The sequence below is a fragment of the Ancylobacter sp. IITR112 genome, from assembly GCF_041415945.1.
Taxonomy (GTDB): domain Bacteria; phylum Pseudomonadota; class Alphaproteobacteria; order Rhizobiales; family Xanthobacteraceae; genus Ancylobacter.
On sequence record NZ_JBGCUS010000001.1, the window covers coordinates 1,741,458 to 1,767,635 of the forward strand.

General features: G+C 68.1%; 22 protein-coding genes. 13 read left to right on the forward strand and 9 right to left on the reverse strand.

The window, feature by feature from the left end:
- Window positions 1-192 precede the first annotated feature (192 nt).
- Window positions 193-2,835 (forward strand): glycosyltransferase, encoded by a 2,643-nt coding sequence (locus AAC979_RS08365; protein WP_371346360.1) that lies wholly within the window; start codon window positions 193-195, stop codon window positions 2,833-2,835.
- Between the two features lie 88 nt (window positions 2,836-2,923).
- On the opposite strand, the gene AAC979_RS08370 is transcribed toward AAC979_RS08365, so the two are convergent.
- From AAC979_RS08370 to tpiA, 4 genes are all read right to left on the reverse strand, one after another.
- A complete protein-coding gene (locus AAC979_RS08370; protein WP_371349027.1) occupies window positions 2,924-3,802 on the reverse strand; it encodes a VOC family protein in 879 nt (292 codons plus the stop codon).
- Between the two features lie 213 nt (window positions 3,803-4,015).
- Complete coding sequence (locus tag AAC979_RS08375) at window positions 4,016-5,644, reverse strand: CTP synthase (protein WP_371346361.1); 1,629 nt, start codon at window positions 5,642-5,644, stop codon at window positions 4,016-4,018.
- A 116-nt stretch (window positions 5,645-5,760) separates the two neighbouring features.
- Window positions 5,761-6,144 carry a preprotein translocase subunit SecG gene (gene secG, locus AAC979_RS08380; RefSeq protein WP_371346363.1) on the reverse strand — a complete coding sequence of 128 codons (384 nt, stop codon included), beginning with the start codon at window positions 6,142-6,144 and terminating at the stop codon, window positions 5,761-5,763.
- 151 nt (window positions 6,145-6,295) lie between these two features.
- A complete protein-coding gene (tpiA, locus tag AAC979_RS08385; protein ID WP_371346365.1) occupies window positions 6,296-7,051 on the reverse strand; it encodes a triose-phosphate isomerase in 756 nt (251 codons plus the stop codon).
- Between the two features lie 186 nt (window positions 7,052-7,237).
- Here tpiA and AAC979_RS08390 point away from each other — a divergent pair, with 186 nt between their 5' ends.
- The 10 genes from AAC979_RS08390 (at window position 7,238) to lexA (ending at window position 17,159) form a co-directional block, all read left to right on the forward strand.
- Window positions 7,238-9,130, forward strand: a complete 1,893-nt coding sequence (locus AAC979_RS08390) for a SurA N-terminal domain-containing protein (protein ID WP_371346366.1) — start codon at window positions 7,238-7,240, stop codon at window positions 9,128-9,130.
- A gap of 15 nt (window positions 9,131-9,145) precedes the next feature.
- Window positions 9,146-10,660, forward strand: coding sequence for an anthranilate synthase component I (trpE, locus tag AAC979_RS08395; RefSeq protein WP_371346368.1), 1,515 nt, complete (start codon window positions 9,146-9,148; stop codon window positions 10,658-10,660).
- Between the two features lie 221 nt (window positions 10,661-10,881).
- The gene (locus tag AAC979_RS08400) at window positions 10,882-11,490 is read left to right on the forward strand and encodes an aminodeoxychorismate/anthranilate synthase component II (RefSeq protein WP_371346369.1); all 609 of its coding nucleotides are present in this window, start codon (window positions 10,882-10,884) and stop codon (window positions 11,488-11,490) included.
- A 32-nt stretch (window positions 11,491-11,522) separates the two neighbouring features.
- A complete protein-coding gene (trpD, locus tag AAC979_RS08405; RefSeq protein WP_371349028.1) occupies window positions 11,523-12,548 on the forward strand; it encodes an anthranilate phosphoribosyltransferase in 1,026 nt (341 codons plus the stop codon).
- A 9-nt stretch (window positions 12,549-12,557) separates the two neighbouring features.
- On the forward strand, window positions 12,558-13,373 hold the full coding sequence (gene trpC, locus AAC979_RS08410; protein WP_371346370.1) for an indole-3-glycerol phosphate synthase TrpC: 816 nt from the start codon (window positions 12,558-12,560) through the stop codon (window positions 13,371-13,373).
- A 3-nt stretch (window positions 13,374-13,376) separates the two neighbouring features.
- Window positions 13,377-13,862, forward strand: coding sequence for a cyclic pyranopterin monophosphate synthase MoaC (gene moaC / locus AAC979_RS08415; RefSeq protein WP_371346372.1), 486 nt, complete (start codon window positions 13,377-13,379; stop codon window positions 13,860-13,862).
- 10 nt (window positions 13,863-13,872) lie between these two features.
- A complete protein-coding gene (gene glp, locus AAC979_RS08420) occupies window positions 13,873-15,087 on the forward strand; it encodes a gephyrin-like molybdotransferase Glp (protein WP_371346373.1) in 1,215 nt (404 codons plus the stop codon).
- A gap of 56 nt (window positions 15,088-15,143) precedes the next feature.
- Window positions 15,144-15,530, forward strand: coding sequence for an oxalurate catabolism protein HpxZ (gene hpxZ / locus AAC979_RS08425; RefSeq protein WP_371346375.1), 387 nt, complete (start codon window positions 15,144-15,146; stop codon window positions 15,528-15,530).
- A gap of 84 nt (window positions 15,531-15,614) precedes the next feature.
- Window positions 15,615-16,304: a GntR family transcriptional regulator gene (locus AAC979_RS08430; RefSeq protein ID WP_371346377.1), complete on the forward strand. Its 690-nt coding sequence runs from the start codon at window positions 15,615-15,617 to the stop codon at window positions 16,302-16,304.
- Between the two features lie 159 nt (window positions 16,305-16,463).
- A complete protein-coding gene (lexA, locus tag AAC979_RS08435; RefSeq protein WP_371346378.1) occupies window positions 16,464-17,159 on the forward strand; it encodes a transcriptional repressor LexA in 696 nt (231 codons plus the stop codon).
- Here the strand turns inward: lexA and AAC979_RS08440 are convergent.
- The gene (locus AAC979_RS08440) at window positions 17,153-19,570 is read right to left on the reverse strand and encodes a ComEC/Rec2 family competence protein (protein ID WP_371346380.1); all 2,418 of its coding nucleotides are present in this window, start codon (window positions 19,568-19,570) and stop codon (window positions 17,153-17,155) included. The two genes, lexA and AAC979_RS08440, sit on opposite strands and share 7 nt — an antisense overlap.
- Before the next feature lie 175 nt (window positions 19,571-19,745).
- On the opposite strand from AAC979_RS08440, the gene gltX reads away from it, so the two are divergent.
- Window positions 19,746-21,182 (forward strand): glutamate--tRNA ligase, encoded by a 1,437-nt coding sequence (gene gltX, locus AAC979_RS08445; RefSeq protein WP_371346381.1) that lies wholly within the window; start codon window positions 19,746-19,748, stop codon window positions 21,180-21,182.
- A 237-nt stretch (window positions 21,183-21,419) separates the two neighbouring features.
- Entirely contained in the window at window positions 21,420-22,727 is a 1,308-nt protein-coding gene (gltA, locus tag AAC979_RS08450) for a citrate synthase (RefSeq protein ID WP_371346382.1), read from the forward strand.
- A gap of 66 nt (window positions 22,728-22,793) precedes the next feature.
- Here gltA and lpxB read toward each other — a convergent pair whose 3' ends face one another.
- The 4 genes from lpxB to fabZ are packed head-to-tail and all read right to left on the reverse strand — an operon-like array spanning window position 22,794 to window position 26,175.
- Window positions 22,794-23,987, reverse strand: a complete 1,194-nt coding sequence (gene lpxB / locus AAC979_RS08455; protein ID WP_371346384.1) for a lipid-A-disaccharide synthase — start codon at window positions 23,985-23,987, stop codon at window positions 22,794-22,796.
- Window positions 23,980-24,882 (reverse strand): LpxI family protein, encoded by a 903-nt coding sequence (locus tag AAC979_RS08460; protein WP_371346386.1) that lies wholly within the window; start codon window positions 24,880-24,882, stop codon window positions 23,980-23,982. Before AAC979_RS08460 ends, lpxB begins: the two co-directional genes overlap by 8 nt.
- On the reverse strand, window positions 24,857-25,690 hold the full coding sequence (lpxA, locus tag AAC979_RS08465; RefSeq protein ID WP_371346388.1) for an acyl-ACP--UDP-N-acetylglucosamine O-acyltransferase: 834 nt from the start codon (window positions 25,688-25,690) through the stop codon (window positions 24,857-24,859). The genes AAC979_RS08460 and lpxA overlap by 26 nt, the downstream gene beginning before the upstream one ends.
- Window positions 25,687-26,175, reverse strand: a complete 489-nt coding sequence (gene fabZ, locus AAC979_RS08470) for a 3-hydroxyacyl-ACP dehydratase FabZ (RefSeq protein WP_371346389.1) — start codon at window positions 26,173-26,175, stop codon at window positions 25,687-25,689. Before fabZ ends, lpxA begins: the two co-directional genes overlap by 4 nt.
- Window positions 26,176-26,178 lie beyond the last annotated feature (3 nt).

A 26,178-nucleotide genomic window follows, 5' to 3' on the forward strand; every position in this document is an offset into this window, starting at 1 on the left:
GCGCGTCATCGCCGTGTCATGGGGCCGCCATAGTGCGGAACCATTGTCCCGCTGATGCATTTCTCCGCTGCGAAGCGGCATTGTCGGCAGGCGTGATGCGCTGTGGCGCGTTGCGGCGAAGATCGTGCTGCACATGCGTTGAAACCGTACTATAATCCGTCCGTCAGCCTCCCCTTATCGTGGGTTTGTCTCATGCGCCCCGCCATTCGTGTCGCTGCCGCAGCCGTTGCGGTCGTGACGTGCGTCCATGCCTTTGTCTGGCTGGCACTGCGTCAGGAGGTTTCCGCTCCCGCCGCACCCGATCGCTTCCAGAGCATGTCGTTCGCGCCCTATGGCCGCGATGCCAATCCGGACAAGGGTGAGCCGACCACCGAGGCGCAGATCCGCGCCGATGTGGAAGCGGTGGCGCCCTATACCCGCGCGGTGCGCACCTATGCCTCGACCGGCAATCTCGACATGGTGGCGAAGATCGCCGCCGAGAAGGGGCTGAAGACCACGGTCGGCGCCTGGCTGGACGAGGACGAGGCGCGCAATGAGCGCGAGATCACCAATGCCATCGACGTGGCGAAGAAGAACTCCAACGTCGTCGGCATCGTGGTCGGCAATGAGTCTATCCTGCGCGCCGAGCGCACGCCCGAGCAATTGATCGAGACCATCCGCCGGGTGAAGCGCGAGACCAACGTGCCGGTAACAACCGGCGAGACCTGGGACGTGTGGCTCGACCATCCCGAGCTTGTTTCCGCCGTCGACTACATCGCCGCTCACATGCTGCCCTATTGGGAAGGTGTGACGCCGGAGCAGGTGGTCGACCACACCATCGCCATTTATGACCGCCTGCGCGCCACCTATCCCGGCAAGCGCATCGTCATCGCCGAGTTCGGCTGGCCGAGCCAGGGCTATAACCGCGACAGCGCGGTGCCGGGCGAGGTCGAGCAGGCGCAGATCATCCGCACCTTCGCCGCCCGCGCCGACGCTCTCGGCATCGAATATAATCTGATCGAGGCGTTCGACGCGCCGTGGAAGAGCTTCGAGGGCAGCGTCGGCCAGTATTGGGGCATTCTCGACGCCAACCGCGTCGCCAAGTTCCCGATGGCCGGCCCGATCACCCCCTCGACCTACAACGCCACCGCCGCTATCGCCCTGCTGCTGGGCATCGCCTTCTCCCTGCCGGTATTCCGCTTCGCCCGCCTCACATTGCCGCAGGCGCTGGTGATGGTCGGCGCGGCGAACCTCGCCGGCGCCTGGGTCGCTACCGTCACCGACCACTGGCTGACGCATTACGTCGTCGGCGGCAATATGGTGACGATGGTGCTCAGCCTGGTGCTGCTGGTGCCGCTCGTCGTGGTGATGCTCTACCGGGTGGAGGAACTCTCCACCATCGGCTTCGGCCACGCCCCGCGCCGCCTGCTGCGCAAGGCCAATGCCGCCACGCCCTCGCGCACGCCGAAAGTGTCGATCCACATCCCGGCCTACAAGGAACCGCCGGAGATGCTGAAGCAGACGCTCGACAGCGTCGCCCGGCTGAACTGGCCGAACTTCGAATGCCTGGTCATCATCAACAACACGCCGGACCCGGCCTTCTGGGAGCCGATCGAGGCCCATTGCCGCGAGCTCGGCGAACGCTTCAAGTTCATCAACCTGCCCAAGGTGGCGGGCTTCAAGGCCGGCGCGCTGCGCGCCGCCATGCTGCAGACCGCGCCGGACGCCGAGATCATCGGCATCATCGACGCCGACTATGTCGTCGATCCCAACTGGCTGATGGAACTCGTGCCGACCTTCGAGGATCCGACGGTCGGCATCGTGCAGGCGCCGCAGGACCACCGCGATGCCAATCGCAGCCTGCTGCACGAGGCGATGAACACCGAATATGCCGGCTTCTTCGACATCGGCATGGTCCAGCGCAACGAGCATGACGCCATCGTCGTGCACGGCACCATGTGCCTGATGCGCCGCGCCGCCATGGTCGAGGCCGGCGATTGGTCGAGCGACACCATCTGCGAGGACACCGATCTCGGCCTCGCCATCGTCGAGCGCGGCTGGAAGAGCCACTACACCAATGAGCGCTATGGCTGGGGCCTGCTGCCGGACGATTTCGCCTCGTTCAAGAAGCAGCGCCACCGCTGGGCCTATGGCGGCATGCAGATCATCAAGAAGCACTGGCGCCGCATGTTGCCAAATGCCGGCACCCGTCTCACCCCGGCGCAGCGCCGCGAATTCAGCATCGGCTGGGTGAGCTGGCTCGGCTCGGAGAGCATCGGCGCGCTGGTGGCGATCCTGTCGCTGCTGTGGGTGCCCTTCGTGCTCGGCCTCGGCATCGCCGTGCCGCAGCGCATCCTCACCATTCCGATCGTGTTCTGCTTCGGCATCTATCTGCTGCACTTCATCGCGCTCTACCGCCTGCGCGTCGCCACCACGCCGGTGCGGATGCTGGGCGCCGCTTTTGCGGCGATGGCGGTGCAGTTCACCGTCGCCAAGGCGGTCTATGACAGCTTCCGCTACAAGGATCTCGCCTTCGCCCGCACCGCCAAGGGGTCGTGGCTGGCGGATGCCGCCCGCGCCTTCCCGGCGCTGCCGGAGGCGGTCATCGGCGCCGGGCTGATGCTCGCCGCCATCGGCCTGCGGATGACCAACTGGCACGCCGTGGTGGAAGTCGACCTGTTCGCGCTGGCGCTGGCGATCCAGAGCCTGCCCTTCCTGGCGGCGGCGGGCATTGGCTGGCTGGAGGGTTCCACGCTCAACTCCTTCGCCACATGGAGTACCCTGCGCGCCCGTGCGCTGGCGCTTCTCCCGGGCCGCGCCGCCCAGCCGCAGGCTCTGCCGGAAGAGGTCGGCTGAGCCGCCGGGCGACGCGAAGGCACGATATGAAAAAAGCCCCGGAAGCGATTCCGGGGCTTTGAGTTTTGTTCCCCGCGGGCAACCGGCGTCAGGCGGCCGCCTCGAACACCAGCGTCGCGCCCAGCGCCGCCTTGGGGCCGACCACCACCACGCCCTCAATATCTTCCACTGACATGCGCGAGGCGGAGACCCGCTTGCGCAGCCGCTCCATATCGGCGACGCCGAAGCGCACCGCGGCGAGCCGCAAGCCGGGGCCGGCGGGCGCGGGGACGCCGAAGCGCTCGGTGAACAGCGCGTCGCTCATCACGTCGATGTCGCCGCGCGGGGTCTTCAGTATGTACCAGCCCTCCACCGCCCGCCGCGCATCCATGCCGGCAAAGGCGGCAAGGAAGCCGGTATGCGCGTGCGGATCGGCGGCGGTGAACACCACGCCGCGCACGCTTTGCGCCCCGTTCATGTGGCGCTGCAGGTCCGGCGACCAGAAATTCTCCGGGAAGAGCTGCTGGCAGGTGAAGAAGCCGGCATGTGGGGAGCCGGGATCACGCGCATAGGCGAGGTTGAAGGCGACCTTCACCGCCGCGCCGTCCAGCCGCTTGCCCTCGCGCTCGAAGCTGAACAATTCGATCCCGCCAATGCCGGCCGTGTCGAATTCCAGCTTGTCGATGGCGGCGTCACGCCCTTCCAGCACCAGCATGGACAGGCCGGGGCCGACCTCGGCGAGAAAGTCGCGGTTGAAGGCGCCGAAGGAGAACCGCGTCGCCTCCTGCGGCGGGATCTTCTCGGGATCGGCGATCTCCAGCAGCTCGACGAAGAAACCCGGAATCTGGACGATGCGGTTGTCGGTGCCCCAAGGATGCCGGTTGCGGGTGCCTACCGTGAAACCGAGCATGTCGTAGAGTTCGCCCGCCGCCTCAAGGTCGCGAACGACCTGGACGACATGATCAAGTCCGCGCTCCACCAGCCACATCTCCCCTGTTGGCCGGTGCGCAGGCACCGGTCCGGAATCCCCCGCGCATCAGAGCACGGGGACGGCCGCGAAATCCAGCCTTGAGAACAGGAGGCGGAAAAACCGCCGGCGCGGCCATCGCGCGTCGGGACACATCCCGGCCGCCGATGCGCCGGCGGATGCCGCCAAACCGCTGGACGGCCCGGGAGAACGGCGGAGCGAAGCCCCGCCGCGTCAGAACAGCCGGCTCTGCACCGCGGCCGCTCCGATGAAGGAGGCGAAGAGCGGGTGCGGCTCGAAGGGACGCGACTTCAGTTCGGGATGGAACTGCACGCCGACAAACCAGGGATGATCGGGATATTCGATGATCTCCGGCAGCAGCCCGTCCGGAGAGAGGCCGGAGAACAGCATGCCGCAGGCTTCCAGCCGCTCGCGATAGGCCATGTTGACCTCGTAGCGGTGGCGGTGGCGCTCGAAGATCGAGGTATCGCCATAAATCTCCGCCACCCGGCTGCCCTCGGCCAGCGCGGCGGGATAGGCGCCGAGCCGCATCGTGCCGCCGAGGTCGCTGCCAATGCCGCGCTTTTCCAGCTCATTGCCGCGCAGCCATTCAGTGAGCAGGCCGACCACCGGCTCGTCCGTGGGGCCGAACTCGGTCGAATTGGCCTTCTCCACCCCGACCAGGTTCCGCGTCGCCTCGATCACCGCCATCTGCATGCCGAAGCAGATGCCGAGATAGGGCACGCGCCGCTCGCGGGCAAACTGCGCCGCGCGAATCTTGCCCTCAGCCCCGCGCTGGCCGAAGCCTCCCGGCACGAGAATGCCGTGCACATGCTCAAGGAACGGCGACGGGTCCTCGCGCTCGAAAATCTCGCTCTCGATCCAGTCGAGATTGACGCGCATATTATTGGCGAGCCCGCCATGGGTCAGCGCTTCGATGAGGGATTTATACGCGTCCTTCATCCCCGTGTACTTGCCGACAATGGCGATGGTGACCGAGCCTTCCGGGTTGCGGATGCCGGCTTCCACCTTCTTCCAGCGCGTCAGATCCGGCTCGGGCGCCGGCTCGATGCCGAAGGCCGCCAGCACTTCCGTGTCGAGCCCGGCCTCGTGATAGGCGGAGGGCACGGCATAGATGCTGTCGGCATCGCGCGCCTCGATCACCGCGCTCTCGCGCACATTGCAGAACAGGCCAAGCTTGCGGCGCTCCTCGCGCGGAATCTCGCGGTCGGTGCGGCAGAGCAGGATGTCGGGCGCGATGCCGATGGAGCGCAGTTCCTTCACCGAGTGCTGCGTCGGCTTGGTCTTCAATTCGCCGGCGGAGGGAATGAAGGGCAGCAGCGTGAGGTGGATATAGATGCAGTGCTTGCGCGGCAGCTCATTGCCGATCTGGCGGATGGCTTCAAGGAACGGCATCGCCTCGATGTCGCCGACCGTGCCGCCGATCTCCACCAGCACGAAATCATAGCCTTCATTGCCGGAGAGCACGAAGTCCTTGATGGCGTTGGTGACATGCGGAATCACCTGGATGGTGGCGCCGAGATAGTCGCCGCGCCGCTCCTTGGTGAGAATGTCCTGATAGATGCGCCCGGTGGTGATGTTGTCCTGCTTGGTCGCCGGACGGCCGGTGAAGCGCTCATAATGGCCGAGATCGAGATCAGTCTCGGCGCCGTCATCGGTGACGAAGACTTCGCCATGCTGATACGGGCTCATCGTGCCCGGATCGACGTTGAGATAGGGGTCGAGCTTGCGCAGCCGGGTCTTGTACCCACGGGCCTGCAGCAATGCACCGAGAGCGGCGGAAGCGAGGCCCTTGCCGAGCGAGGACACGACGCCGCCGGTGATGAAAATATAGCGCGCCATGGGATTTGATTTCTACCGGCAAAAACGCGATTCGACGAGGGCCCGCCTTGCCGAACGGGCACTCGCCTGTGGCTAAACCGTGGGCCGCGCCGGCCAGGGCCGACGCGGCGCCGCTGTCACTGCGACTGCGGAGCCTGCGGCGCGGCCGGAGCGGCAGGCGGCGCGGGCTGGGCGGCGTTGAGCTGGTCGAGCACGGAGCCGCCCGGCGCGGGCGCCGAAGGCGTGCCGGGCGCGCTGGCCGGGGCGTTGAAGATGGTCGTCGGGCCACGGCCCCAGCCGGCGAGAACGGTCAGCGAGAGGCTGGTGATGAAGAACAGCCCGGCCAGAATCGCCGTGGCACGGGTCAGCACATTGGCCGTGCCGCGGGCGCTGAAGAAGCCGCCGCCTCCCCCGCCCCCGCCGCCAATGCCGAGCCCGCCCCCTTCGGAACGCTGAATCAGCACGACGCCGATCAGGGCCAGCACGACCATGAGATGAATGACGATGAGTACGGTTTGCATCTGACGCCTTCAAAATGCCCATGCAGCGGCACGCGAGCCCGTGCCTGAACTCGCCCGCCGCACTTGTTGGGCGCGTTCCTACACGATTGCGCCCGGCGTTTCCAGCCGCCCGGCCACAGGGATTGTTGGCGGGCGGCCGGAAGAAGCCGCGTTACAGATAGGCACGGGCGATGGCGAGAAAAGACTCCGCCTTCAGGCTGGCGCCGCCGACCAGCGCTCCGTCGACATCGGCGATGGACAGAATGTCGGCCGCGTTCTCCGGCTTGACCGAGCCGCCATAGAGCAGGCGAATCCCGCGGCCCTCGGCCCCGAAGCGGGCAAGCAGTTCGCTGCGCAGCAGCGTGTGCATCTCGGCGATATCGCTCGCGGTTGGCGTCAGCCCGGTGCCGATCGCCCAGACCGGCTCGTACGCGACCACGAGATTTGCGGCGCTCGCGCCGTCAGGCACCGAGCCGGCGAGCTGGGCGCGAACCACGTCGAGCGCGCGGAACGCCTCACGTTCGGAACGGGTCTCGCCGACGCAGAGAATGGCGAACAGGCCGGCGCGCCAGGCCGCTTCGACCTTCGCCCGCGCCAGCGCATCGGTCTCGCCATGTTCGGACCGGCGCTCGGAATGGCCGAGAATGACCGCGCTCGCGCCCGTGTCGGCGATCATCTCGGCGGAGATGTCACCGGTATAGGCGCCGGCGGCCTTGGTATGACAATCCTGTCCGCCAATGCCGATGCGGGTGCCGAGCGCGGCGACCGCCATTGCCGACATCAGGGTGGCGGGCGGACAGACCAGCAGGTCGACCTTCCCCCTGAGCGCGGGCTCGTAACCCTCGCTGATCCGGCCGAACTCGGCAATGGATGCCTTGAGGCCGTGCATTTTCCAGTTGCCAGCCACCAGCGGACGACGCTTCGACATGCCGTCATTCACCTTTCACAGAAATGCCACGCAGGACACCTCATAGCAGAGTGTCGCCGGGTGAACAGGGTATCGTTAAGGCCGGCAAATGGCGCGCAGTGCCGTTGCGGCGACGGGGACGCCTCCCTATTATGCGCGCCTTTCGCGCCCCGGGCCGTCGCCCGCACGACGCCAGACGAGAATCATATGCTTGAGACCCTGCGTAAGAGCGCTTCCGGAATTGTCGCCAAGATCCTGATGGGTCTGCTCATCCTCAGCTTCGCGGTCTGGGGCATCGCTGACGTGTTCCGCGGTTTCGGCAGCCAGACACTGGCGACCATCGGCGACACCGAAATCACGGTGCCGGAATTCCGGCAGCTCTATCAGGAGCGCCTGCAGCAGATCAGCCAGCAGCTCAAGCGCGGCATCACGCCCGATCAGGCGCGGGCTTTCGGCATTCCCGACCAGCTGCTGAACGAGCAACTGGCCGAGGCGGCGCTGAACGATCAGGCGGCGGCGCTCGGCCTCGCCCTGTCGGATGAGGAAATCGCCCGGCGGGTGCAGTCGAACCCGGCCTTCTTCGGCCCGGGCGGCAGCTTCGATCCCGCCTATTTCAACCAGCTTCTGCGCTCCAACGGCTTCACCGAGGCGCGCTTCGTCGCCGCCGAGCGGGCGCTCGCCCTGCGCCAGCAGCTCATTCAGTCGCTGGGCGGCGGCATCGAGGTTCCGGCCGTGCTCAAGGGCGCGCTGGCCCGCTATGAGGGCGAGGAGCGCTCGGTCAATTACGCCATGCTGACCCCGGCCGCGCTCGCCGCGCCGGCCGATCCCTCCGAGGAGGAACTGCGCGCCTTCTTCGACGCGCGCAAGGTCGCGTTCCGGGCGCCGGAATACCGCAAGATCGGCGTGCTGGTGCTCACCCCGGAAGCGCTCGCCTCCAGCGAGAGCGTGTCCGACGCCGAGGTCGAGGCGGCCTATAACGCCAATCTGTCCACCTATGGCACGCCGGAAAAGCGCGTGGTGCAGCAGCTCGTCTTCCCCAATGAGGACGACGCCAAGGCCGCCGCCGCCCGCATCAAGGCCGGCACGCCCTTCGCCGATATCGTCGCCGAGCGCCAGCTAAGCGCCAAGGATGTTGATCTCGGCAACGTCTCGCGCGCCGACATCATCGACCGGCAGGTGGCGGACGCCGCCTTCTCGCTGCCGGAGAACGGCACCAGCGATGTCATCGCCGGCCGCTTCGGCCCGGTCATCGTGCATATCGGCGCCATCACGCCGGGCAGCGTCCAGCCGCTGGCGGAAGTGGCGCCCGCCATCAAGGCGGCGCTGCAGGTCAATGCCGCGCGCCGGGAAATGCTCGCCACCTATGACAAGATCGAGGACGAGCGCGCCGGCGGCGCGCAACTGTCGGAGATCGCCGGCAAGTTCGGCCTGACCCTGCAGAATTTCGACACCAGCATTCAGGGCCAGACCCCGGACGGCAGCGCCATCCCCGCCTTCCCGGCGCGTTCCGACGTGCTGCGCGGCGCCTTCGCCTCCGAGGTCGCCGCGGAGAATGATCCGGTGCAGCTACCGCAGAATGGCGGCTATGTCTGGTATCAGGTCGATGACATCACTCCCCCGCGCGACCGCAGCTTCGAGGAAGCGCGCGCTCAGGTGCTGGAGCGCTGGAAGCAGGATCAGGCCGCGCAGGCGCTCGACAAGAAGGTCGAGGACATCAAGGCGACGATCGCCGCCGGCACGCCCTTCGATCAGGCGGTGACCGCGGCCGGGCTCGAACTGCGCGCCGCCAACGGCCTGCGCCGCGGCCGCACCGCCGATGGCGTGCCGCAGGACATCATGACCGCCGTGTTCGAGACTCCCGAGGGCGGGGTCGGCAGCGCGCTCGCCGAAGGCGGCGACAGCCGGCTGCTGTTCCAGGTGCTGCGCGCCAGCGTGCCCGCGACTCAGACAGGCCCCGACGAGAAGCTGCTGTCCGATCTGCGCACCAGCATGGAGAACGACCTGATGACGGAATATCTCGTCGAGCTGCAGAGCCGGCTCGGCGCCCGCGTCAACCGGGCCGCGCTCGACCAGATCGTCGGCACCGACGCGGTGAACTGAGGCGGAACGCTTGTCATGAGCCTCACCCCCGAAGCGGATGCCTTCGCCTCCGCCTATCAGCGCGGCGAGGCGCAGGTGGTCACCACCACGCTCATCGCCGATCTCGAAACCCCGGTCTCGGCCTTCCTCAAGATCGCCGGCGAGCGGCCCAACAGCTTCCTGCTCGAATCGGTCGAGGGTGGCGCCACGCGCGGGCGCTACTCCATGATCGGCATCGAGCCGGATGTGATCTGGCGCTGCCATGGCGACACGGCGGAGATCAACCGCCACGCCGCCACCGACCGCGACGCCTTCACGCCGTGCCCGGACAAGCCGCTGGTCTCGCTGCGCAAGCTGGTCGCGGAATCGCGCATCCACCTGCCGGAGGGCGCACCGCCCATGGCGGCGGGCGTGTTCGGCTATCTCGGCTACGACATGGTGCGGCAGATGGAGCGTCTGCCCGCACCCAAGCCCGACGTGATCGACGTGCCGGATGCGATCTTCATCCGCCCCACCGTCATGGTGGTGTTCGACGCGGTGCGCGACGAGATCACCGTCGTCACCCCCGTCCGGCCGACCCCGGAGGTCGCCGCCACCGCCGCCTATGAAGCGGCGCGCGAGCGGCTGGAGACGGTGGTCGCCGCGCTCGACAGCGCGCTGCCCAATCTGCCCTCGGAAGACGCGTTCCATCAGGCGGTGGAGCCGCAGTCCAACACCGAGCCGGCGGCCTATCGCGACATGGTCGAGCGGGCGAAGGAATATATCCGCGCCGGCGACATCTTCCAGGTCGTGCTCTCGCAGCGCTTCGAGGCGCCCTTCACTCTGCCGCCCTTCTCGCTCTACCGGGCGCTGCGGCGGATCAACCCGGCGCCTTTCCTGGTCTATTTCAACTTCGGCGGCTTCTCGCTGGTCTGCTCCAGCCCGGAAATCCTGGTACGGCTGCGTAACGACACCGTCACCATCCGCCCCATCGCCGGCACCCGCCGGCGCGGCGCCACCCCGCATGAGGACAAGGCGCTGGAAGAGGAACTTCTGGCCGATCCGAAGGAGCGGGCCGAGCACCTGATGCTGCTCGATCTCGGCCGCAACGATGTCGGCCGCGTCGCGAAGATCGGTACGGTCGAAGTCACCGACAGCTTCTTCATCGAGCGCTACAGCCAGGTGATGCACATCGTCTCCAATGTCGAAGGCGCGCTCGACCCGCGCCGCGACGCGCTGGACGCACTCGCCGCCGGCTTCCCCGCCGGCACGGTGTCCGGCGCGCCGAAGGTGCGGGCGATGGAGATCATCGACGAATTGGAACGCGACAAGCGCGGCATCTATGCCGGCGCCATCGGCTATTTCGGCGCCGATGGCGAGATGGACACCTGCATCGTGCTGCGCACCGCCGTGGTGAAGGACGGACGGATGTATGTGCAGGCCGGCGCCGGCATCGTCTATGATTCCGTGCCGGAGAGCGAACAGCAGGAATGCGTCAACAAGGCCAAGGCGCTGTTCCGCGCCGGCGAGGAGGCCGTGCGCTTCGCCGCCCGGGCCGGACGGGGGCAGTGAGGCGATGATGGGCGGCGTGCGGCGCGAGCGATGGCGGGGCTGGTGACGCCATAAGCGTCATCCCGGACGGTGCAAGGCCGAGCCGGGAGCGGCGCAGCGAAGCGCGATCCCGGCTCTTCGCTGCGCTTCGGCCGGGATGACAGAGCACATGCCTTGACCCCGCGCCGGAACAGCCCCTAGACCTTCTCACAGCCGGCATGCGGCCGGCGGATGGACGCACGATGATCCTGCTCATCGACAATTACGACAGCTTCACCTGGAACCTCGTCCACTATATTGGCGGGCTCGGCGCCGAGGTGGAGGTGCGCCGCAACGACACGCTCACCGTCGACGAGGCGATGGCGCTCAAGCCCGAGGCGATCGTCATCTCGCCCGGTCCGGCGACTCCCAACGAGGCCGGCATCTCCTGCGCGCTGATCGAGCGCGCAGCCAAGGACGGCGTGCCGGTATTCGGCGTCTGCCTTGGCCATCAGGCCATCGGTCAGGTGTTCGGCGGCGATGTGGTGCGCGCACCCCAGCCGATCCACGGCAAGCTCTCGCAGATCAGCCACACCAATGACGGCGTGTTTCGCGGCATTAACGGCCCGCTCAAGGCGACGCGCTATCACTCGCTGGTGGTCAAGCGCGACACGCTGCCGGAGGCGCTGGCGGTGACGGCGCAGACCGATGATGGCCTCATCATGGGCCTCTCGCACAGAACGCTGCCGGTGCACGGGGTGCAGTTCCACCCGGAAAGCATCGCCTCCGAGCACGGCCGCACCATTCTCAAGAATTTCCTCGATCTCGCGCGCGCGTGGAATGCCGGCCCCGGCCGGGAGCGGGCGGCGTGAGCGCGGCACAACAGGCGGGGGCGCAGAGCCATATGGACAATCTCAAGCCCATCATCGGCAAGCTGGCGACCGGCACCACGCTGACGCGCGCGGAAGCCGCCGCCGCCTTCGACGTGATGATGTCGGGCGAGGCGACGCCCTCGCAGATCGGCGCCATCCTCATGGCCCTGCGGGTGCGCGGCGAGGCGATCGAGGAAATCGCCGGCGCCGTCACCACCATGCGCTCCAAGATGCTGCGGGTGGACGCGCCGGCGGAGGCGGTCGATGTGGTCGGCACCGGGGGCGATGCCTCCGGCTCCTACAACATCTCCACCTGCGCCTCGTTCATCGTCGCCGGGGCCGGCGTGCCGGTGGCAAAGCACGGCAACCGCGCGCTCTCCTCCAAATCTGGCGCCGCCGACGTGCTGATGGCGCTGGGCGTGAAGATCGACCTGACGCCGCAGCAGATCGCCACCTGCATAAGCGAGGCCGGCATCGGCTTCATGTTCGCCCCGGCCCATCACCCCGCGATGAAGCATGTTGGCCCGACGCGGGTGGAAATGGGCACGCGCACCATTTTCAACCTGATCGGCCCGCTTTCCAACCCGGCGGGCGTGACCCGGCAGATGGTCGGCGTGTTCGCCCGCACCTGGGTCGAGCCCATCGCCGAGGTGCTGCGCACGCTCGGCTCCACCCATGCCTGGGTGGTGCATGGCTCCGACGGGCTCGACGAGATCACCACCACCGGCCCGACCCATGTGGCGGAGCTCAAGGACGGCGCCATCCGCAGCTTCGAGATCACGCCGGAAGAATTCGGCCTCGCCCGCGCGACGCCCGAGGCTCTGAAGGGCGGCGACGGCGCCGCCAATGCGCTGGCGCTGCGCGCCGTGCTGGCCGGCGAGCCGAGCGCCTATGCCGATGTCGCCCTGCTCAATGCGGCGGCGGCGCTGGTTGTCGCCGGCAAGGCGGACGAGCTCGGCGCCGGGCTGGAACTCGCCCGCGCCAGCCTCTCCGGCGGCCATGCGGCCGCGGCGCTCGACCGGCTGATCGCCGCCTCGGCGCTGGCGGCAGCGGAATAGGAGCGCGCCATGGCGGACATTCTGGAACAGATCGGCGCCTATAAGCGCGAGGAAATCGCCGCCGCCAAGCGCGAGCGCCCGCTTGCCGGAGTGCGCGCCGAGGCCGAGGCGCAGCCGCCCGCGCGCGGCTTCCTGCGCGCCATCGAGGCGAAAATCGCGGCGGGCCGCACCGCGCTGATCGCCGAGATCAAGAAGGCGAGCCCGTCCAAGGGGCTGATCCGCGCCGATTTCGATCCGCCCGCGCTGGCGAAAGCCTATGAGGCAGGTGCGGCGGCGTGCCTTTCCGTCCTCACCGACCGCCCCTCCTTCCAGGGCGCGCCGGAATTCCTCGTCGCCGCGCGGGCGGCCTGCGCGCTTCCGGCGCTCCGCAAGGACTTTCTCTACGACACCTATCAGGTGGTCGAGGCACGTAGCTGGGGCGCCGACTGCATCCTCGTCATCATGGCCTCGGTCGATGACGCGCTGGCGCGCGACCTGGTCGAGGCCGCGCACGACCTCGGCATGGACGCGCTGGTCGAGGTGCATGACGACGCCGAGCTCGACCGCGCCTTGAGGTTGCCGGCGAAGCTGGTCGGCATCAACAACCGCAATCTGCGCACCTTCGACGTGACGCTGGCGACCTCCGAACGCCTCGCCCCGCGCATTCCCGCGGACCGGGTGATCGTCGGCGAAAGCGGCATCTTCACCCCGGACGACATCGCCCGCCTAGCGCAGGTGAACATCGGAACCATCCTCGTCGGCGAGAGCCTGATGCGGCAGGCGGATGTGGCAGCGGCGACGCGCGCCCTGCTCGCCCCGGCCACGCCCGCCCGTGCGGCCGGCTGAGCGATGAGCGACGCCCCTCGCCTCACCCATCTCGACGCCGCCGGCGCCGCGCACATGGTGGATGTCGCCGACAAGGCGGTGACCGACCGCGTGGCGGTGGCCGTGGGCGAAGTGACGATGCGGCCGGAGACGCTGGAGCTCATCCTCTCCGGCAACGCCAAGAAGGGTGACGTGATCGGCACGGCGCGTCTGGCCGGCATCATGGCGGCCAAGCGGACGCATGAGCTGATCCCGCTCTGCCATGCGCTGCTGCTCTCGAAAGTCGCGGTCGAGATCACTCCCGAGGCTGGTCTCACTGGCCTCATCGTCCACGCCACTGTTCGCACCAGCGGCCAGACCGGAGTGGAGATGGAAGCGCTCACCGCCGTCAGCGTGGCCTGCCTCACCATTTACGACATGGCCAAGGCGGTGGACCGGGGCATGCGGATCGGCAATGTCCGCCTTCTTGAGAAAAGCGGTGGAAGATCAGGGCATTGGCAGGCGGATTGAGGAGAGAAACATGGCGTTGATGCCGGTCGAGGAGGCGCTGGCCCTCCTTCTCTCCACCGCCGCGCCGCTCGGCGCCGAAACCGTGCCGCTGGACGCCGCCGCCGGCCGCGTGCTGGCGGCGCCGGTGGTCGCCGGCCGCACCACGCCGGGCGCCGACGTTTCCGCCATGGACGGCTACGCTGTGCGCGCGGACGACGTCACGCATGTGCCCGTCACCCTTGAAATCCTTGGTGAATCCGCCGCCGGACGGCCGTTCTCCGGCCCCGTTCGGCCCGGCACGGCGGTACGGATCTTCACCGGCGCCGTGCTGCCCGAGGGCGCCGACGCCATCGTAATTCAGGAAGACACGGTCCGCGATGGCAACTCCGCAACCCTGACCGAGGCAGCGACACCCGGACGCCATATCCGCCGCGCCGGCGGCGACTTCGCTTCCGGCGAGACGCTGCTCCCCGCCGGGCACCGGCTACGCGCCCGCGACCTCGCGCTGGTCGCGGCGGGCGATGTGGCGAAGGTAAGCGTGGTGCGTCGGCCACGGGTCGCGCTCCTGTCCACCGGCGACGAGCTGATGCGCCCTGGCGAAGGCGCCGAGGCCCATCAGGTGATTGTTTCCAATATCTATTCCGTCGCCGCGCTGGCTCGCTCCGCCGGCGCCGAGGTGGCCGATCTCGGCATTCTCCGTGATACGATGGCGGCAACGCGGGCCGGCGTGCGCGCCGCGCTGGACGGCGGCTTCGACGTGCTGGTGACAACGGGCGGCGCTTCGGTCGGCGACCACGACCTCATCGCGCCGGCGCTCACCGCCGAGGGCATCGCCCTCGCCGTGCACAAGATCGCGCTGCGGCCCGGCAAGCCGCTGATGTTCGGCCGAGGCGCGCAGACGCAGGTGCTCGGCCTGCCGGGCAACCCGGTCTCGGCGCATGTGTGCGCGCTGCTGTTCCTGGTTCCGCTGATCAAGGCCCTGCAAGGACTGCCGGTGCCGGCCCATCCCGCGCTTGAGCCCGCTCGGCTCGCCAGCGACGTGTCGGCGAATGAGCAGCGCATGGATTTCCAGCGCGCCGAAATCGTCGGCGACGCCGAGGGGCTGCCGCTGGTGCGGGCGCTGCCGGTGCAGGACAGTTCCATGCTGCGCCAGCTCGCCCGCGCCGATGCTCTCCTTGTTCGCCGCCCGCATGCTCCGGCCGCCAAGGCTGGCGAGATGTGCGAGATTCTGCGGCTGGAGGATTGACGCCGCCCCGTCGCGCCTGTGTGCTCGGCCACGAACGGTTGAAATGAGGGGCGGCCATGGAGATCAATCTTCCGGAGGTGCTGGCGGAGGTCCGCACGGCCTTCGAGCGTTACGAGCGCGCGCTGGTCGAAAACGACCTCGCTGAGCTCGACGCGCTGTTCTGGGATGATGCACGCACCATCCGCTATGGCGGCGGCGAGAACCTTTACGGTATCGAAGCGATCCGCGCCTTCCGCGCTGCGCGCCCGCCGACGGGCCTCGCGCGCACGCTGGAAGGCACCGTCATCACCACCTATGGCCGCGACATGGCGGTCGCCTCCACACTGTTCCGGCGGCCTGCGACCCCGGGTCGGGTAGGTCGCCAGATGCAGACCTGGCGGCGCCTGCCGGAAGGCTGGAAGGTCGTCGCCGCCCATGTAAGTGTCATCGACGAGCCTGTGTGAACTCTTGGTGACGCCGAGCCGCAGGGATATGGATGAGCACGGCTCTCCGGCATGCGGGCGGCCGAATGGGTTTTCTGTGCGCTCATGACCGTGCTGCCTCTCCGCCTCCCGCCCGATCCTTCAGCCCGCACCGGCCGGAAAACGCGCGCCGAGGAGCTGCGCATGCAACTGGCCGACGAGATCACCCGCGGAACGCTGCCGCCGGGGGCCTCGCTTGACGAGACGGCGCTCGCTGCCCGCTTCGGTGTATCGCGCACCCCGGTCCGCGAAGCGCTGCGCGAACTGGTCGCCTCCGGTCTGGTCGACGCCCGCCCGCATCGCGGCGCCGTGGTGGCGCGCCCCAGCGTCGCCCGGCTGCAGAACATGTTCGAGGTGATGGCCGAACTGGAAGCGCTTTGCGCGGGACTGTGCGCCTTGAAGATGACGCCGCCCGAGCGCCAGCAATTGGAGCGATTGCACGCCGACATGGGGGAATTGATGCGGCTGGGCGATTTTGCCGCCTATCGAGAGGCCAATGAACAGTTCCACACCTCGATTTATGCCGGCAGCCATAATGACTACCTTATCGAACTGACGCTCGGCACACGGCGCCGGCTTTCGCCCTTCCGCCGCGCCCAGTTCCGGGCCTTGGGGCGTCTCGCCCTCTCCCATGCCGAGCATGACCGGGTGGTGACCGCCATCCAGCGCGGCGACCGCGATGGCGCCGGCGGCGCCATGCGTGACCACATCGCGATCGTCCACGACGCCTATGAGCAGTACGCCCAGACGCTGTGACACGCGCGGGCATGGGCCAGGATCAAGCCGCAATTGCCAAAACAGGCCCGCGTCGCCGTTTAATCTCTCTTTACCCATTGTAGAACACAATAGGAACGGCTAGTCTTTGTTCGTGATTTGTTTCGTACCGGCGCCGGCCCGGCAGACGGGGTTCTCTCGATGCTCACCCGCAAACAGCATGAGCTGCTTCTGTTCATCAATGAACGCCTCCAGCGCGATGGCGTGCCCCCATCCTTTGAGGAGATGAAAGAGGCGCTGGACCTGCGCTCCAAGTCAGGGATTCACCGGCTGATCACCGCGCTGGAAGAGCGCGGCTTCATCCGCCGCCTGCCGAACCGGGCAAGGGCGCTGGAGGTTGTGCGCCTGCCGGAGGACACCCAGCCCCCGAGGCTGGCCCGCACCTTTTCGCCCAATGTCATCGAAGGCAGTCTCGGCAAGGTGCGGCCGGTATCGGACGAGGATTCCGAGCGCCGCGTGGTGCCGATCCCGGTCATGGGCCGGATCGCCGCCGGCACGCCGATCTCCGCGATCCAGTCGCGCGACCACACGATCAGCATGCCGCCGGAAATGCTGTCGGGTGGCGAGCATTTCGCGTTGGAAGTGCGCGGCGATTCGATGGTCGAAGCAGGCATTCTCGACGGCGACCTGGCACTGATCCGCAAATGCGACGCCGCCAGCACGGGCGAGATTGTCGTCGCGCTGATCGACGATGAGGAAGCCACGCTGAAGCGCCTGCGCCGCAAGGGCGCCTCGATCGCGCTGGAGGCGGCAAACCCGGCCTATGAGACGCGCATTTTCGGTCCGGATCGGGTGCGTATCCAAGGCAAGCTGGTCGGGCTTTTCCGCCGCTATTGAGGGTCGTCCCCGGGTGCTGCAGTCTCCGGGTCGAAGGCAGGCACGCGCTCGCTGACGTCAGAAGGGACCGGGAGACCCGTCGGTGACCCCGCAAACGTCCCAAGCGGCGAGGAGATGGTGCGGCCTGTATCGTCCCGACCGCCCGCCCCGGGTGTCGCGCCCCGTCGCGAGAGTGGCGATGGCGATGGCGGAGGCACGGCGGCGGGCTCCCATGGCCGTGTGCCCGGTGACCGGCGCGCCGTTATCAGGGCAAGGCTTCCATCCTGCCGCAGCGTGCCGGCGACGGCGCCGGGAGACATGCGCGCGTCGCGGTAGATGATTGTCGCCGGGCAGTCGAGCGGCGGTGCGAAAGGCGTCACCAGCACGGCAGCCAAGCGACAATCATCCTCCAGCGACTCCCGGTCACGGGACAGAGCCACCAGCCGCCCGTCCGGCAGAGGCAGCGTGCAGCCGAGCGGATCGCAGGCCGCGGCGGTTGTCAGGTCCCGGCTGCCGAAGCGCGATCTCGCCCCATCCGCGCCCAGCCATTGCTCCACCGCGAAGCGCCGGTCGACCCCGCGGTCACGGTCGCCCATGAAGGCGAGGACTCCGTCGCGGCCACGCACCGCCACGGTCCGTGCCTCGGCATCGACAAAGAGATCGGGCCGCGGCGCCATGGACGCGATGGCGAGGCCGGCAAGCGCAAGTACCGGCGCCAGCGCGACCAGCCGGGTGCGGGCGAGGCAGAGCACCACGAGTGCGAGGCTGATGACGATGAGGCTGGCGGCCGGCATCGCCGGCACGCCGCGATCCGCGCCGGGCAGCGCGGCGACCAGATCGGAGATGTCGCGCATGCGGGCAAGGCCCCACCCCATCAGCCGCCAGGCCGGATCGTCCCAACCGAACGGCATCAGCACCGCCCCGGCAAGCCCGGCGGGCATGACGATGAACGAGACCACCGGCATGGCGCCAAGATTGGCCAGCAGACTGAGCGGGGCGAGGCGTTGGAAGTGGTAAGCGGCATAGGGCGCTGTCGCAAGCCCCGCCGCCAGCGAGGCCAGCACCAGCCCGGCGATATAGCGCCCCGGCACGCTGAGCCAGCGGCCCGCCTTGGCCGGCGCAAGCGTGAAGAGAAAGCCGAAGCGCTCATAGGCCGCGACGAGCCCCAGCGTGGCCGCGAAGGACATTTGCGCCCCTGGGTCGAGCACCGCGCGGGGCGAGAGGATGAGCAGGCCCAGCGCCGCCACGGCGAGCGTCCGCAGCGTCAGCGCCGGGCGGCCGAGCACGATTCCCGCCAGCACGAGCAGCGTCATCACATAGGCGCGCTGGGTCGCCACCTCGGCGCCGGACAGCAGAAGATAGAAACTCGCCGACGCCATGGCCGGCAGCGCTGCCCAGGCCTTGATGGGTCGATAAAGTGCCAGTTCCGGCAGCAGAGCCAGCAGCGCGCGGGCGAGGAAGAACACGGTGCTGGCGACCAGCGCCATGTGCAAACCCGAAATGGACAGCACATGCGACAGGCCGGAGACGCGCATGCTCTCCTCAATCGCCTCCGGCACCGTGTCGCGCAGGCCGGTCACCAGCGCCACGGCCACCCCACCCTCTTCCCCGGGCAGCGCCGCGCGGATGCGGGCGGCGATGGCCCGGCGCGTGCGATCGAGCCAGGTGGTGAGCGCCAGCCCCGCCGGCGGCGGGCCGAGAGCGGGGGAGAGTTGCGGCCGCCCGAGCGCATAACCGGTGGCGCCAATGCCATCGAGCCAGATCGCCCGCCCGAAATCAAACCCGCCGGGATAGGCCGGGCCGGGCGGAGGCTCCAGCGTCGCCCGCAGGCTCACATGGCTACCGACCGCCGGCGGATCACGCCCGGCAAGCGTCACGCGCACCCGCGTGAGCGGATCGCCGTGCGCACGCTCCAGCCGCGTCACCGCAAGCGTCATACGGCTGCCACGCGGCCGCAATTCCACCGCCTCGACATAGCCGCTCACCGCGACCGCATTCAGCGTCGTTCCCAGGACCGGATGCGCCATCAGACGCACCTGCAGCGCCGCCACGGCGAAGCCGGCCGATAGCACGGCAAGGAGCGCGAGCAGGTGAAAGGCGACGGGCCGCGCCCGCGCCAGAAAGGCGAGGCCGGCGAAGCCGATGACTGGCAGCCAGCCGGCATAGGCCATCGGCTCATCAGGCGCGGCGAAATACAGCGCTGCGCCGGAGGCAAAGCCGATGGGCAGGTACAGGAAGCCGCGCCGGTCGTCGAGCTCGCGCGCCAGCGCCGCCGCCAGACCCGCCGAAAGTCGCCCCAACGCCACAGCGAACAGGTGTTCGGGCTGGAGATCGGTAACGAACCTCCCGCGCGGATGCGCCGGCCCGAGCGCCGCCGCCCGAGCCCGCCGGCGCGGCGCGTCATCCGGTCCCTGCTGCGGCGGCCCGTGCATGCCCCGACGCCCCTGCGCCCGTTGCGATGTGCTCCCCTTCTCCCCGACGATCCGGCTGTTAGCCCCGCCGAACCGCGCGAAAGGCCCGCTTTTCCCGCATCGCACACCTATGGTACACGCACGCTCCGCGCCCGCCATGCTTCGACGCCGTCCCTCCGGCGCAGACGGAAGAGAAATGTCCGAGACCGTCGTTACCCGCTTCGCCCCCTCGCCCACCGGCTTCCTGCATATTGGCGGCGCGCGCACCGCGCTGTTCAACTGGCTCTATGCGCGCGCCAAAGGCGGCAAGATGCTGCTGCGCATTGAGGACACGGACCGCCAGCGCTCTACGCCGGAAGCGATCGACGCCATCATCGACGGGCTTAGCTGGCTCGGCATCGACTGGTCGGGCGAGGTGATCTACCAGTTCGCCCGCGCCGAGCGGCACCGCGCGGCGGTGGAACAGATGATCGCTGCCGGCCGCGCTTACCCCTGCTACGCCAGTGCGGCGGAACTGGAGGAGATGCGCGAGACAGCGCGCAAGGAGGGGCGCCCGCCACGTTACGACGGCCGCTGGCGCGACCGTGACCCTTCCGAGGCCCCGCCCGACCGCGCGCCGGTGTTCCGCCTGAAGGCGCCGACCGAGGGCGAGACGGTCATCGACGATCTCGTCCAGGGACGTGTCGTCATTCCCAACAAGGATCTCGACGACCTCGTCCTGCTACGCTCCGATGGTACCCCGACCTATATGCTTTCGGTGGTGGTCGACGATCACGATATGAACGTCACCCACATCATCCGTGGCGACGACCATTTGACCAATGCTGCGCGCCAGACGCAGATCTACCATGCGCTGGGCTGGGAGGTGCCGAAGATGGCACATATCCCGCTGATCCACGGCCCGGACGGCGCCAAGCTCTCCAAGCGCCACGGCGCGCTGGGCGTCGATGCCTATCGCGCCATGGGCTATCTTCCGGCGGCGCTACGCAACTATCTCGTGCGCCTTGGCTGGAGCCATGGCGACCAGGAGATTTTCTCCACCGAGGAAATGGCCCGCCTGTTCGATCTCGACCGCGTCGGCCGCTCGGCCGCGCGCTTCGATTTTGCCAAGCTGGAGAATATTAACGGCCTCTATATTCGCTCGACTCCCGATGCCGAGCTGATGCAGGCCATCGACGCACTCCTGCCGCATATCCCCGACGGCCCCGCCATCGCGGCTGGCCTGACGCCCGAACGGCGCGCCCAGCTCCTGGCGGCCATGCCCGGGCTGAAGGAACGGGCCAAAACTCTACTCGAACTCGTTGAAAATGCAGCCTATATCTGGCGCGCTCGCCCTCTCCCGCTTGAGGAGAAGGCACAAGCGCTGCTGACCGAGGAGGCGCTCCGTCTGCTGGCCGCTGCGGCGGCGCAGCTCGCTACCGTTACGGAGTGGACTGCGGCCACGACGGAGGCGGCGGTGCGCTCGGTGGCCGAGGCGCAGGGCGTCAAGCTCGGCATGCTGGCACAACCGCTGCGGGCGGCGGTAACCGGCAAGACCACGTCGCCCGGCATTTTCGACGTGCTGGCCGTGCTCGGCCGGGAGGAGTCGCTGGCCCGGATCGCCGACCAGACTGGCGCCGGCGCAGCGGCGTAAGCGCCTGTTCTAGCACAAGGCGGAAGCGGGCATGCAACGCTTTCGCGCCAGCCGTGCGGCCGCAGTGCGGCAGCATTTTCGCTGCGCTTGCGAGGGCGGAACGAAACCGCTACGACTTTGATCATGGGCCGCAGCGAGACATCCCCCGTCTCCGACGCACAGCGCCAAACGGCAGGCGCGGCCCCTCGCAAAGACGCGATCCGTTTCAGATCCGTTCCTAGGTTCAGGGAGACCCGCATGGACGCCAGCCAAAGCAACGCGCCAAAATCCGCAACGCTCACCATTGGCGATGAGAGCTGGGAGCTTCCGATCCTGAACGGCACGATCGGGCCGGACGTGATCGACATCGGCAAGCTCTATGCCCATACGGGCAAGTTCACCTACGATCCCGGCTTCACCTCGACCGCGTCCTGCGAAAGCCAGATCACCTATATTGACGGCGACGAGGGCATTCTCCTCTACCGCGGCTACCCCATCGAGCAGCTCGCCGAGAGCGACTTCCTCGAAACCTGCTATCTCCTGCTGTACGGCGAACTGCCGACCGCCGCCCAGAAGGCCGATTTCGACTACCGCGTCACGCGCCACACCATGGTGCATGAGCAGATGAGCCGCTTCTTCCACGGCTTCCGCCGCGACGCACATCCCATGTCGGTGCTGGTGGCCTCAGTGGGCGCCCTGTCGGCCTTCTATCACGACTCGACCGACATTTCCGATCCGCAGCAGCGGATGATCGCCTCGATCCGCATGATCGCGAAGATCCCGACCCTGGCGGCGATGGCCTATAAGTACTCGATCGGCCAGCCCTTCGTGTACCCGAAGAACGATCTCGACTACGCCTCGAACTTCCTGCGCATGTGCTTCTCGGTTCCCTGCGAGGAGTACAAGGTCAACCCGATCCTCTCGCGCGCGATTGACCGCATCTTCATCCTCCACGCCGACCACGAGCAGAACGCCTCGACCTCCACCGTGCGCCTCGCCGGCTCGTCGGGTGCCAACCCCTTCGCCTGCATCGCCGCCGGCATTGCCTGCCTGTGGGGACCCGCCCATGGCGGCGCCAATGAGGCGGCGCTGAAGATGCTCGGCGAGATCGGCTCGGTGGACCGTATCCCCGAGTTCATCAACCGCGCCAAGGACAAGAACGACCCGTTCCGCCTGATGGGCTTCGGTCATCGCGTCTACAAGAATTACGATCCGCGCGCCAAGATCATGCAGCGTACCTGCCACGAGGTGCTCGGCGAACTCGGCATCAAGGACGACCCGCTGCTCGACATCGCGGTGGAACTGGAGCGCATCGCGCTGCAGGACGAGTATTTCGTCGAGCGCAAGCTCTACCCGAATATCGACTTCTACTCCGGCATCACCCTGCGCGCCCTCGGCTTCCCCACCTCCATGTTCACCGTACTGTTCGCCCTCGCCCGCACCGTGGGCTGGATCGGCCAGTGGAAGGAAATGATCGAGGATCCGAGCCAGCGCATCGGCCGTCCGCGTCAGCTCTACACCGGCGCCACCCAGCGCGATTACGTGCCGATCGCCCGCCGCAAGTGACGGCGGCGCCCCGGCCCTGAGACAAGCGAAGAAAACCCCGCCTTCCGGCCCGGAAGGCGGGGTTTTCTATGCCTGCGCTCTCTGCCTCGATCCGCGACGCTCCGCCAGCGTGTCGAGCACAGCCTGGGCGGCACGCCGGCTCGGCGGATCGCCGCCCTCACCCATGACAGCATCGAGCCGCGCGAAGGCGGCGAGTTGCGCCTCGCGCTCCGGCCCGCCGGCGATCAGCCGCGCCAGTTGCGCCGCCATGGCGGGCGGGTCGATATGCCATTGCAGATATTCCGGCATTGCCGGTTCATCGAGGATCAGGTTCGGCAGGATCGCCGTCTTCACCCGGATGATGAAGGGCGCGATCCGCCCTTCGAGCCACGGCACTTTATAGGCTGCGACCGTGGGAATACCGGCCAGCGCCAATTCCAGCGTCACCGTACCGGAGGCCGCCAACGCCGCCCTGGCAACGCGGAACGCGGCGCGCTTTTCCGTCTCATCGACCAGAATGCGCGGCTTCACCGGCCAGGACGCCACCATCGCCTCGACCTGCGCCCGCCGGGCCGGGAGCGTCGGCAGTACGAGCTCGACATCCGGAAGCTCTGCCCGCAGCCGCGCCAGCACCTCACCAAAGGTGGCGCCGAGCCGCGCCAGCTCCGAGCGCCGGCTGCCGGGTAGCACCAGCAGCACGGGCGGGGATGCGGCGCGGCGGGCGGCTTCCTCGGCATTCGGCCGCAGCGCGTTAAGCTCGCCGAGCAGCGGGTGGCCAACATAGGTCGTCGGCGGGCCGCCGAGCTCGTGCATGGCGGCCGGCTCAAAGGGCAGCAGCGCCAGCACCCGGTCGATATCGGGCGCCATGGCCCGCGCCCGCCCCGGACGCCAGACCCAGACGGTGGGCGCGACATATTTGACGATCGGAAGATCCGGCAGGCGAGCACGCACCTTGCGGGCGACACGATGGGTGAAATCGGGCGCGTCGACCAGGACGAGCACATCCGGTGCCCCCGCGACGATCGCCCGCGCGGTTTCGCCGAGGCGCCGCAGGATGCGCGGCAACCCGGCGACCACCTGCGCGAAACCCATGGCGGTGATCTCCTCCATGGGGAATTGCGGCACCAGCCCTTCAGCCTGCATGCGGACGCCGCCGACGCCCCGGAAGCGCACCCCGGACGGATGCAGCGCCTTCAGCTCCGCCATCAGCCCGGCACCGAGCACATCGCCCGATTCCTCTCCGGCAATGATGAAGATATTGAGCGGAGTGCGACTAGCCATGCACCGCCCCGTCCTCGCGTTCGAAGCCGAGGATGAACAGGCCAGCCTGATCGGCGAGCCGGATCAGTTCCGCGCTGTCGGCGACGATGACGCCACCCGCCTCAAGGGCTATGCCGGCGAGCCCCGCCCGCGCCGCGCCCTCCACGGTGCGCGCCCCGAAGGACGGCAGGTCGATCCGCCGATCCTGCCCCGCCTTGGGACACTTCACCAGGACGCCGCAGCGGGACGGCAGCTTGACCCGCCCATTGGCGCGCAGTTCCGCCACACGCGCCAGCATGAGATCCGTGCCTTCCGCCGCCTCCACCGCAACGACATGGCGGCGCATCACCACCAGCCCCTGCCCGATATCGAGCGGCCCCATCACGGCAAGCGCTTCACGCCCCCGGGCGATGTCGGCGAGCGCCTCAGCATCGGGCGCCACCCGGCCAAGCTGCCCGACCGGCATGAGGATTTCCGGCGCCACTTCATGCGCGCCGACAAGGCGGAAGCCCGACTCCTCCATCAGCCGCCCGAGGCCGGTGAGCAAAAAATCGTCGCCACCCCGGAACAGGCCAAGCACGCGCGGCATGAGTCGCAACGTCGCCCAGTCGAGCCGCAGATCGCGAATGCGCGGACGCAGCACATTGCCGATGAACACCACATCGCGGCAGCCCCGGCGGCGCATTTCGCTGCGGAGGAAGCCAAAGCGGCCGAGCGAAATCCACACATGCGGCCAACCCTCAAGCGGCGCATCGGCAAAGCCGCGCACCGGGAAGAGCACTACCTCGCGGCCGGCACGACGCGCACCCTCGGCCACCGCGAGCGGGAAGGTTCCCCCGCCGCAGATGATCGCCAGCGGCGCCGCCTCCGCTGCCGCCCGGGACGGTGCCTCAGGCGGCGTCAGGTTCGGCGACATGGTCGGCCGCATCGCTGGGAACGATCAGGCGGCGCTTGGCACCGCTGCGCACGAAATCGACCACCTGCATGACATTGGCGTCGTCCGCATAGGCCTCGGCCACGCGCGCGGCGCGCTCGGACAGGGTACCGCCCGCATAGAACAGTTCGCGATAGGCCGCACGCAGGGCATGGATCTGCGGTCGGGAGAACCCCCGCCGCTTCATCCCGATGATGTTGAGACCGCCCAGCCCGCTGCGGCCGTAAATCAGCGCGCCGAAGGGGATGAGGTCATGCTGCAGCCCGCACAGGCCGCCGACAATGGCATTGTCACCGATGCGCACGAACTGGTGCACCGCCGCCTGCCCGCCGAGAAACACGTTGTTGCCAACGCTGACATGGCCCGCGAGCGTCGCATTATTGGCGAAGATCACATGGTTGCCGACGATGCAGTCATGCGCGACATGGGCGTTGACCATGAAGAAGCAATTGTCGCCCACCACCGTTTCCATATGGCCGGCGGCAGTGCCGGTATTCATGGTCACATGCTCGCGGATCAGACAATTGCGACCGATCACCAGCCGCGACGCCTCACCCTTATAGCCAAGCGACTGCGGCGGGAAGCCGAGCGAGGCGAAGGGGTAGACCGTGGTGCCCTCGCCGATCGTCGTGCGACCGCTCACGGCGACATGGGAGATCAGCTTGACCCCGTCGCCTAGCACCACCTGCGGCCCGACGACGCAGAACGGACCAATCTCGACGCCCGCGCCGAGAACGGCGCCTTCCTCGACCCGCGCCAGCGGGTCGATCTTCCCCGGGGAAACGCTCATTTACCTCCCTCGCGGGCGATCATGGCACCCACTTCCGCTTCGGCAACCATCTGGCCGTCGACCTTGGCCTCGCCACGGAACCACCACATGTTCCGCCGCTTGCTCATCTGCGTCATGTGATATTCGAGCACGTCGCCCGGCACCACGGGCTTGCGGAACTTCGCCTTGTCGATCGTCATGAAATAGACCAGCGAGGGCGCGCCGTCCTCCGGCCGGTTGAGCAGGCAGATCGTGCCCGCCGTCTGCGCCATGCCTTCGAGGATCAGCACACCCGGCATCACCGGGTTCTCCGGGAAATGGCCCTGGAAATGCGGCTCATTGGCCGAGACATTCTTGATGCCGATCGCCTTCCGGTCGCCGTCAATGCCGATGATCCGATCGACCATCAGGAAAGGATAGCGGTGCGGCAGCGCCGCGAGGATGCGGTGAATATCGGCGGTGCCGAGCACGGTAGCTTCGGCTGCGGCTTCGACCTGTGCGTCCATTCT